Annotated in this window: 9 protein-coding genes and 1 pseudogene; 2 read left to right on the forward strand and 8 right to left on the reverse strand. The window is 62.1% G+C overall.

Going from position 1 to position 7932, the window contains the following annotated elements:
- A partial coding sequence (locus tag WEA77_RS01815) for an HAD family acid phosphatase (RefSeq protein ID WP_368066165.1) occupies positions 1–581 on the forward strand: 581 nt, incomplete at its 5' end.
- Positions 582–740: 159 nt separating this feature from the next.
- On the opposite strand, the pseudogene WEA77_RS01820 reads toward WEA77_RS01815, so the two are convergent.
- Positions 741–1127, reverse strand: a pseudogene (locus WEA77_RS01820) (alpha/beta hydrolase fold domain-containing protein); the annotation flags it as partial.
- Between WEA77_RS01820 and WEA77_RS01825 the strand changes: the two are divergent.
- The gene (locus WEA77_RS01825) at positions 1078–1653 is read left to right on the forward strand and encodes a GGDEF domain-containing protein (RefSeq protein ID WP_368066166.1); all 576 of its coding nucleotides are present in this window, start codon (positions 1078–1080) and stop codon (positions 1651–1653) included. The pseudogene WEA77_RS01820 and the gene WEA77_RS01825 overlap by 50 nt on opposite strands.
- 2 nt (positions 1654–1655) lie before the next feature.
- Here WEA77_RS01825 and ccoS read toward each other — a convergent pair whose 3' ends face one another.
- The 7 genes from ccoS to ccoO are packed head-to-tail and all read right to left on the reverse strand — an operon-like array spanning position 1656 to position 7839.
- Positions 1656–1820, reverse strand: a complete 165-nt coding sequence (ccoS, locus tag WEA77_RS01830; protein ID WP_368066167.1) for a cbb3-type cytochrome oxidase assembly protein CcoS — start codon at positions 1818–1820, stop codon at positions 1656–1658.
- Entirely contained in the window at positions 1817–4033 is a 2217-nt protein-coding gene (locus tag WEA77_RS01835; RefSeq protein ID WP_368066168.1) for a heavy metal translocating P-type ATPase, read from the reverse strand. Before WEA77_RS01835 ends, ccoS begins: the two co-directional genes overlap by 4 nt.
- Positions 4030–4554, reverse strand: a complete 525-nt coding sequence (locus WEA77_RS01840) for a FixH family protein (RefSeq protein WP_368066169.1) — start codon at positions 4552–4554, stop codon at positions 4030–4032. The genes WEA77_RS01835 and WEA77_RS01840 overlap by 4 nt, the downstream gene beginning before the upstream one ends.
- Entirely contained in the window at positions 4554–6020 is a 1467-nt protein-coding gene (ccoG, locus tag WEA77_RS01845) for a cytochrome c oxidase accessory protein CcoG (RefSeq protein ID WP_368066170.1), read from the reverse strand. The genes WEA77_RS01840 and ccoG overlap by 1 nt, the downstream gene beginning before the upstream one ends.
- Positions 6017–6907 carry a cytochrome-c oxidase, cbb3-type subunit III gene (ccoP, locus tag WEA77_RS01850; RefSeq protein WP_368066171.1) on the reverse strand — a complete coding sequence of 297 codons (891 nt, stop codon included), beginning with the start codon at positions 6905–6907 and terminating at the stop codon, positions 6017–6019. Before ccoP ends, ccoG begins: the two co-directional genes overlap by 4 nt.
- Positions 6900–7061, reverse strand: coding sequence for a cbb3-type cytochrome c oxidase subunit 3 (locus tag WEA77_RS01855; RefSeq protein ID WP_368066172.1), 162 nt, complete (start codon positions 7059–7061; stop codon positions 6900–6902). Before WEA77_RS01855 ends, ccoP begins: the two co-directional genes overlap by 8 nt.
- Before the next feature lie 10 nt (positions 7062–7071).
- On the reverse strand, positions 7072–7839 hold the full coding sequence (gene ccoO / locus WEA77_RS01860; protein ID WP_368066173.1) for a cytochrome-c oxidase, cbb3-type subunit II: 768 nt from the start codon (positions 7837–7839) through the stop codon (positions 7072–7074).
- Between the last annotated feature and the right edge of the window lie 93 nt (positions 7840–7932).

Below are 7932 nucleotides of genomic sequence, written 5' to 3' on the forward strand. Positions count from 1 at the left end.
AAGAGGCCAGGGAAGTGTTTGCCGAAGCAACCGCCTATGCCGGAACGATTGCCGCCAGCCGCCCGGAGAAAAGCTGGGCGGTTGTGCTTGATCTCGACGAAACAGTGCTCAGCAACGTCGACTACCAGATTTCCCGGGAAGCTCTCGGCGAAGGATATACGCCTGAGAGCTGGCATGCCTGGACGCAGGAAGAGCAGGCGACGCTTGTTCCGGGAGCGGACGAGTTCATTGATGCCGTCAACGCCGCCGGCGGGCACGTTGCGTTCGTCACCAACCGGACCGATACCGAGCAGCTTGCCACTGAAAAGAATCTTTCCGCCATCGGCCTGCACCGGGGTGAGGATTTTCGCGTCCTGTTGACGCGCGCCTATCCGACGGCGCCAGGCGAAAAGGATGCGCGGTTCGCGCTCGTGCCGGCGATCTTGGCGGTGCAGGGGTTCGAGGACGTGGAGATCGTGGCTTATGTGGGTGACAATGTAGGGGACAAGCCGAAGGCGCCCGGCGCCTGGGAATTTTTCTGCGTCGACCAGGGTGCAATGTACGGAGCGCCTTGCGCAACCGTGCCGGGGCCAGGGCGGTAGGCAATGCCAGTAACCACGCCAGGCCGCGAAGATCCGTGACACCCAGTCGGACGCGTCCTGCAAGACGCGATCTGCGCAATCGGCCACGCTGACGGCTTCCAGGAAGCTGTGCGTGTCACCCGGATAAACAGTCGACGATACTTCGACACCGGCGCTGACGAGACGCCCTGCGAGTTTGAGGTTCTCGTCGGGCAGGATGTCGCACTCGGCGATGCAGAGATGGATGGGCGGCAGGCCTGCCAGATTGGCAAGCAGTGGGCGCGCGTATGGATTTTCCGCAGAGGCCGCACCCAGGGAGTGCATCCTGAACGCGGCCATTTCGTCAGCGCCTGGCATGTAGGGTGGGCCAACATACCGGTTGTGGGACGGGCGAGGTTCGGTACCAAGGGCAGCGTAGCTGAGTATCAGGCCCGCCGGGAGCGCCTCGCCGCGGTCCCGCATCCGGAGCGTTGCGCAGAGCGACAGGTTGGCGCCGTCGGGGTCGCCGCCGAGTGCCTTGCGTGATCTGATCGGGGCCGGGCATGACAAGTGCGATCTGTGCGACATGGCGATGACCGATCCGCTCACCAAAGCGCTCAACCGCCGGGAAGTCCCTCGTTTTGCCGAGCGGGAAGTACTGCGCGCCAGCCGTCATACCAAAGCCGCTCACAACCATAATGCTCTACATTGCCACACCATGCCCGTGAACGCCGTTCACGGGCATGGTGTGGGCGATGAGGTGCTGACGCGGCTTGTTCGGTGGGTCACCAAGACGATCCGGGATGAAGACCTTCTCGGGCGCCCTGGCGGCGAGGCGTTTGCGCCCGTGCTGACTGAAACCGAGCCTTGGCGGGCGACAATCCCTGCCCATCGTCTTCAAGATGCGATCGGCGCGCTGTCCTTTGCCGGCAAGGCGGGTATATTCAGCATCACGATCAGTGCCGGAATAAGCGAGCCAGGATTTGCCGATATCGACATCCTGCCAGCGCTGGAGCGCGCGGACACGCCAATCTGGGGCGCCAAACAAAATGGCCGAAACCGCGCGGAAGTGGCGCCGTTGACGTCCGGCGGTGCGTCGATCGCTGCCGCCTGATCTCAGTCGGGTTTTTCCGCCAAAGGAAGATCTGGTGAAATCAGGATCCTTGTCGCCGCGCCGTCCGGGTCGTCAAACTGCCCAGCCCTTACGGCCCAGATGAATGCGGCGAGGCCGGCGAAGCCCATCGCAAGCGCTACCGGTATCAGCAAGACGAGGCCGCTCATGCAGGTTTCTCCGCAGCAATGTTAAGCCTGAGGGCATTGAGGCACACGATAATGGATGAGCCGGACATGGCAATTGCCGCCACTAGCGGTGTTGCATGGCCGAGTACGGCGATCGGCACGGCGACGAGATTGTAGGCTGCTGCAAATGCAAAGTTCTGTAACATCACCAAGCGTGCCTTTCTGGCGGTGCGAACAAGCAGCGGCAAGGCGGCAAGTCCGCCGGAATAGACAGCGTCCGAAGCAGATTGGCTGATATCCAGCGCTCCGCCCGGCGCTGCCGACGCATGTGCCAGGGCCAGGGCGCCAGCGTCGTTGAGGCCGTCGCCGACCATCAAGACCTGCCTGCCTTCAGTTTGCAACTGCTCCAGCCGTTGGACCTTTTCCTGCGGACTCGCAGCGGCTGTCCATTGCGGCACACCAAGTGAGCGCGCGACCTCGGCGACCGCCTCCGCGCGGTCACCAGACACGATCTCGACGCCGAGGCCAAGTTTACGCAGCCGTGCGATTGTGCTGGCTGCGTCCGACTGTAGGTCGTCCTCGAAACGAAGTTCTACAGGCACATCGTTGCCGCGCGCAAAGAACAGGGTCGCGCCTTTGTGTCCGGTTGCGTTGGCGCCCGCCCATTGCGCCGAACCGAGGCGGCAGCCGGTTCCGTTGACGTTGCCTTCGAGACCGAGCCCCGGGTGTTCCTGGACCTTTGCGGCGATCGGCCCCGGCCCTGCGGCAATCGTGAGCGCTCGCGACAGCGGATGACGACTGGCCCTGGCCAATTGCGCCGCGTGATCAATGAGGCCGGCCGGGAGGTTCTCGGCAAGCAGGCGGGGTGTGCCCAGCGTCAGCGTTCCGGTCTTATCAAAGATGATGTGGTCGCATGCGGCAATGCGTTCGAGTGCATCTCCGGATTTGAGATACGCTCCGCCGCGGAAAAGACGTCCTGCCGCCACGACCTGAACGACAGGTGCTGCGAGCGCGAGCGCGCAGGGGCAGGTGATGATCAGGGTGGAAACGGCGATCAGGATGGATTCGCGCAGGCCGAGACCCGAAAGCCACCAGCCGAGGAAGGTCAGCAACGCTGTCGAATGTACCACTGGCACATAGAGGGAGACGGCCCGGTCGGCGATACGGCGATAGGCGGAGCGCTTCTGCTCGCCCGCTTCCAGCATACGGCTGATGTCAGACAGGAGGGAGTCGGAGGAGGCCGCGGTCGCCTTGCCTGTGAGTGGTTGGGACAGGTTGATTGAACCGGCCATCAAGTGCATGCCCGGCTCGGAAAAGCGCGGGAGGCTTTCACCCGTGACCAGACTTTCGTCGACTTCTGAAGCGCCGGTCTCGATCAGCATGTTGACCACGGCGCGTTCTCCCGGCGCGAGGAGTATGCGGTCGCCAGGGAGGATTTCCTCGGAGCGAACGGACGCATAGGTGCCACCTTCGCTTATGCGCGTGACTGTCCGGCTGGCTAACGCCGCCAGATCGCGCGCGGCCGAGTAAGCGCGCCGCCGCACGCGGGCGTCCAGGAACCGGCCGATGAGAAGGAAGAAAAGCAGCATGCACGCGGCGTCAAAATAGGCGTGTTCGCCGCCGCGGATGGTTTCGGTGACGCTGACGCTGAAGGCAAGAACGAGCGCCAGCGAGATCGGCACGTCCATGTTTGTTTGCCGGCGCTGCAGGACACTCCATGCAGAGCTGAAGAACGGGCGGCCGGAGAAGAGCAAAGTCGGCAGGGCAATGATGCCGGAGACTGCGTGCAGACCTTGCCGGGTCGCTTCGCCCATTTCGCCGTGCCCGCCCCAGACGGACACTGACAGAAGCATGATGTTGGCGGTCGCAAAGCCAGCCACACCCATTGCCAGAAGCAGTGATTGCTCTTCCTTCTTGTGCGCGGTGTCGCTGGCATTCGTGCCGAGCGGCGCGGCGCCGTATCCGATACTGGCGACCGCGTCGGATATGCGCACAGCGGGCAATTCACCAGACCAGCTCACATCCAGCCGGCCGGACGACAGGTTCAACCGCGCACTGGTCACGCCCGGCAAAGCCGCTACAGCGCTCTCTATGCGCGACAGACATGCCCCGCACTTCGCCCCGCGAACCGATAGCGAGAGCCGGTTTTCCTTGCCCACGCGGCGCACGAAGGGGGCTGGATCGCCAGCATCGGTGTGGCTCGGCGGCGCCGGGCCACCCGGGCAGCCGACGGGATCAGCTGCGAGGGTGTTCATGGGACCCGCAGGTCCCGCACGGCTTTGAATTCGCTGCCTTCTGTCTGCGGGTCGACATCAGCGGTCAGCTGAACGGTCCAGGTTCCGGGCGCAAGACCTGTCACCGGAGCAGAATATTCTCCACCGCCCTGAGGCACGAGTTCCAGGGTTCGATCGAGCGCCCGGTCGGCTGGGTGGCGCATCAATAAGGTCGTGGCCGAGGCTGGCAGGGCCGATCCGTCCCGTCTGGTCATCCGGATACGGATTTCCAGCTGTGAGGCCGCGGCCACCAGTCCGATCTCGGCATTCCAGCCTTCGTTCGTCTGACGATCACGCCGTGAGATTTCCTGATTGTAGTCGAGGCCTGTCAGGTAGGACTTCTCGACATCCTCGCCGGGGAAGGTCGTGATTGCCGTCCAAAGGAAGATGCCGTTCACGACGAACATGAAACCGAAGAAGCCGAGGAACCAGGCAAGGGCATGCCAGGCTTTGAGCTGGCCCTTTGCGCCGTGAACTTCCGGTGAAGCGCTATGGACAGACATCAGCGGTCTCCTCTGCTGAACGGAGCGCCGGCAGAAACCTTTTCGCCGGTGTCGGTATCCTTGATCTCAACGACGAGACTGTCGCGGTCCGCCGTGTCGCCTGCCGGAACTGTGACCAGTAGCCGGTAACGATCCACACCGTGAGCTTCCGATGTCAGCCTGAGGCTTCCCGCGGCAGTCGCTGTTCCAACTCCGATAATCTCGAACTCGGCATCGCCAAGACCCGTGACCTTGACTTCGACTGCCTGCGTCGTCGTCGACTTGTTGACCAGTTTCAATGTGTACCCATTGCGAATGCGGCCATCGGAAAGCCGGATGAATGGCGGCGAACGATCTTTCAGCACGTTGAACTCGTAAGTCGACTTCGCCGCATAGCCCCACAGGATGAGCGCACTTATCAGGCTGATCATAACTGCGTAAAGTACCGTCCGGGTGCGGACCAGCGTGTAGTGAGGCTTGGCCCCTGTGGCCCGAAGACTTACAGCCCTGTCGGTGTCATAGGCTATCAGTCCGGTCGGGCGGCCGACCTTGCGCATGATGTCGTCACAAGCATCAATGCAAAGAGCGCAGTGGATGCACTCGAGCTGGGCGCCGTCGCGAATGTCGATCCCCATGGGGCAGACCTGCACACACTGTTTGCAGTCGATGCAGTCACCGCGGCCTTCCCAGCTTTCGTCCTTGCGGTGAGGCGCGCGCGGTTCCCCGCGGTCATACCGGTAGGTGACGTTGAGTGCATGCTCATCGGTAAGTGCGCCCTGGATGCGGGGCCAGGGGCACAGATAGGTGCAGACCTGTTCGCGCATCGTTCCGGCGAGCATATACGTTGTGAAGGTGAGGATGCCCGCGAAAAAATAGGCAGTGAGCGGAGCTTCGCCGGTAAACCAGGTGCGGGCAATGGTCGGTGCGTCATGCCAGTAGAGAATGAAGGCGCCGCCCGTCAGGAATGCGATCAGGAGCCAGACGGCGTGCTTGCTGCCTTTGCGCCACGCCTTGTTGAAGCTCATCGGCGCCTTGTCGAGGCGCATCCGCGCTGCGCGGTCGCCTTCGAAAGCACGTTCAACCCAGATGTAGAGATCGGTCCAGACTGTTTGGGGGCAGGTGTATCCGCACCACACCCGCCCGAACAGCGATGTCACGAGGAACAGGCTGAGGGCTGCGAGAATGATCAGCCCGCCGAGGAAATAAATCTCCTGCGGCCAGATCTCCAGAAAGAAGAAGTAGAATTTCTCTCCATCGAAATCAGCCAGAACAGCCTGGTCCGGGATGCCATCACCACGCGGCCAGCGGATCCAGGGTATCAGGTAGTAGACGCTGAGGGTGGCGGCCATCACGATCCATTTCACCAGCCGAAACTTGCCGTGGGCCAGCTTGGGATAGATCTGATTGCGCTTCTCATAGAGAGTGTCCGGACGCTCCGGTCTCGGCGCCTCTGTGTCCCCCGAAGAGATCAGCGTGACCTTTGTCACTTTTCGCCCCCGCCAAGGGAGTGAACGTAGACGGCAAGGGCCTTGATCGTCGCGTCATCAAGCCGGCCCTGCCAAGCGGGCATATGCGCATTGCGGGCATTGTAGATGGACTGCTGGATGTCGCGGGGTTCACCTCCGAACAACCATTCGCCGTCGGTCAGGTTCGGTGCGCCGAGGGTGCGGTTACCCTTGGCGTCGGCGCCGTGACAGGAGACGCATTGCTGGGCAAAGACTGGTGCCGCGCGGTTGACGGCGGCCATATTCGCGTCCCGCCCGGAGGCCTTTACGACATACTGGACGAGGTCGTCGATTTCCGGGGCGGTCAGCAGCCCGTCCCGGCCGAAGGCCGGCATCGCGCTCAGCCGCGTATCCGGGTCTTCCATATGCCGGATGCCGTGGCGAAGCGTTGTCTCGATCCCGTCAAGGGTCCCATCCCAGAGCCAGATGTCATCGGCGAGCATCGGATAGCCCTTTGCGCCGCGGCCGCCGGCCCCGTGACAGGTCGCGCAATTGTCGCCAAAGGCGCTCTCGCCCATCGCGAGCGCGAACTGCTGGAGGTTCATGTCCGTTTCGATCTGCTGAAGTGACGCGTCCAGCAATTGCGCCGAACCGGCAGCCCTTTGGACATTGAGCTTGCTTACTTCCTCGGCAACGAGCGCGCGGTCAGAGTGTCCGCGCAGGCCGGGCGTATTGGTCATGCCCATTCCCGGCAGGGCTGGAATGGCGGGCATGAAGATCATGTAGACGACCGCCCAGACCACCGTTGCGTAGAATATGTAGAGCCACCAGCGAGGCAGCGGATTGTTGAGTTCCTTGATGCCGTCCCAGGTATGGCCCGTCGTCTCGACACCGGAGACCTGGTCAACTTCAGGCTTGTCGTCAGTCATCGGAGGGTTCCTTGTCGACGAGAGGTTGGTGCGCAGCGTTGCGGAATGTGTCGCTGTTGCCAGGCCAGAGAGCGTAGATGAGCGCGACGAGGAACATTAGGACAAACAGGCCGAGGCCCCACGTCTGCGCAAAGCTTGAGAGCGTTTCGTACATGGTTTTCTCCCTAGCGCCGGTTGCTGAGGTCGTTGGCTTCATAGGTCGAGAAATCGACCAGCGTCCCTGTCATCTGGAGGTAAGCGATCAGGGCATCCATCTCGGTGATTTGAGACTGGTTCAGGTCAAAATCCGCGATCCGCAATGTGCCTTCGCGCTCCGCCGCCGCTTCGTAACGCGCAATGAGCGCATCTTCGGCATCATAGTCGGTATCGGGTGATGCCTGGGCCACAAGGTCGGCCCTGGCGTTAGCGATCATATCGTCTGTATAGGGGACGCCGGCGAGCCGAAGCGCCTTGAGGTCATCTCCGATGTCTTCGAACTGCAGCTTTTTCTTCGCGAGAAAGGCATAGGGCGGCATGATCGAGTCTGGCACGACTGATCTGGGTTCGATCAGGTGGTCGAGATGCCAGGCATCGGAATACTTTCCGCCGACACGGGCGAGGTCTGGCCCGGTCCGCTTGGACCCCCATTGGAAGGGATGGTCGTACATGCTTTCTGCAGCAAGCGAATAGTGCCCATACCGCTCCACTTCGTCACGCAAGGGGCGCACCATCTGTGAGTGGCAAACATAGCAGCCCTCCCGGATGTAGATGTTGCGGCCCTTGAGTTCGAGCGGTGTGTAGGGGCGCATGCCCTTCACTTTCTCGATCGTGTTCTCGAGGTAGAACAGCGGGGCGATCTCAACCAGGCCGCCGATGGAGACAACGATCAGTATGCCGACAGTGAGGAGAAGTGAGTGGCGCTCAATCGTTTCGTGGCGTTTCATGAAAGCCATGTCAGGGCTCCTTATTCAGCAGGCTGAAGGGCAGGTGTTTGATCGGGATGGGCCACCGGGGCCTCATCAGAGGCTTCTCCGTGTCCCATTGCT

This window comes from Hyphomonas sp., from assembly GCF_040882205.1.
Classification (GTDB): domain Bacteria; phylum Pseudomonadota; class Alphaproteobacteria; order Caulobacterales; family Hyphomonadaceae; genus Hyphomonas.

What these genes read in the sequence shown, in the direction of transcription:
- ccoS (WP_368066167.1), bottom strand. Translation starts at nt 1,820, where the DNA reads ATGAGCGGCCTCGTCTTGCTGATACCGGTAGCGCTTGCGATGGGCTTC.
- WEA77_RS01835 (WP_368066168.1), bottom strand. Translation starts at nt 4,033, where the DNA reads ATGAACACCCTCGCAGCTGATCCCGTCGGCTGCCCGGGTGGCCCGGCG.
- WEA77_RS01840 (WP_368066169.1), bottom strand. Translation starts at nt 4,554, where the DNA reads ATGTCTGTCCATAGCGCTTCACCGGAAGTTCACGGCGCAAAGGGCCAG.
- ccoP (WP_368066171.1), bottom strand. Translation starts at nt 6,907, where the DNA reads ATGACTGACGACAAGCCTGAAGTTGACCAGGTCTCCGGTGTCGAGACG.
- WEA77_RS01855 (WP_368066172.1), bottom strand. Translation starts at nt 7,061, where the DNA reads ATGTACGAAACGCTCTCAAGCTTTGCGCAGACGTGGGGCCTCGGCCTG.
- ccoO (WP_368066173.1), bottom strand. Translation starts at nt 7,839, where the DNA reads ATGGCTTTCATGAAACGCCACGAAACGATTGAGCGCCACTCACTTCTC.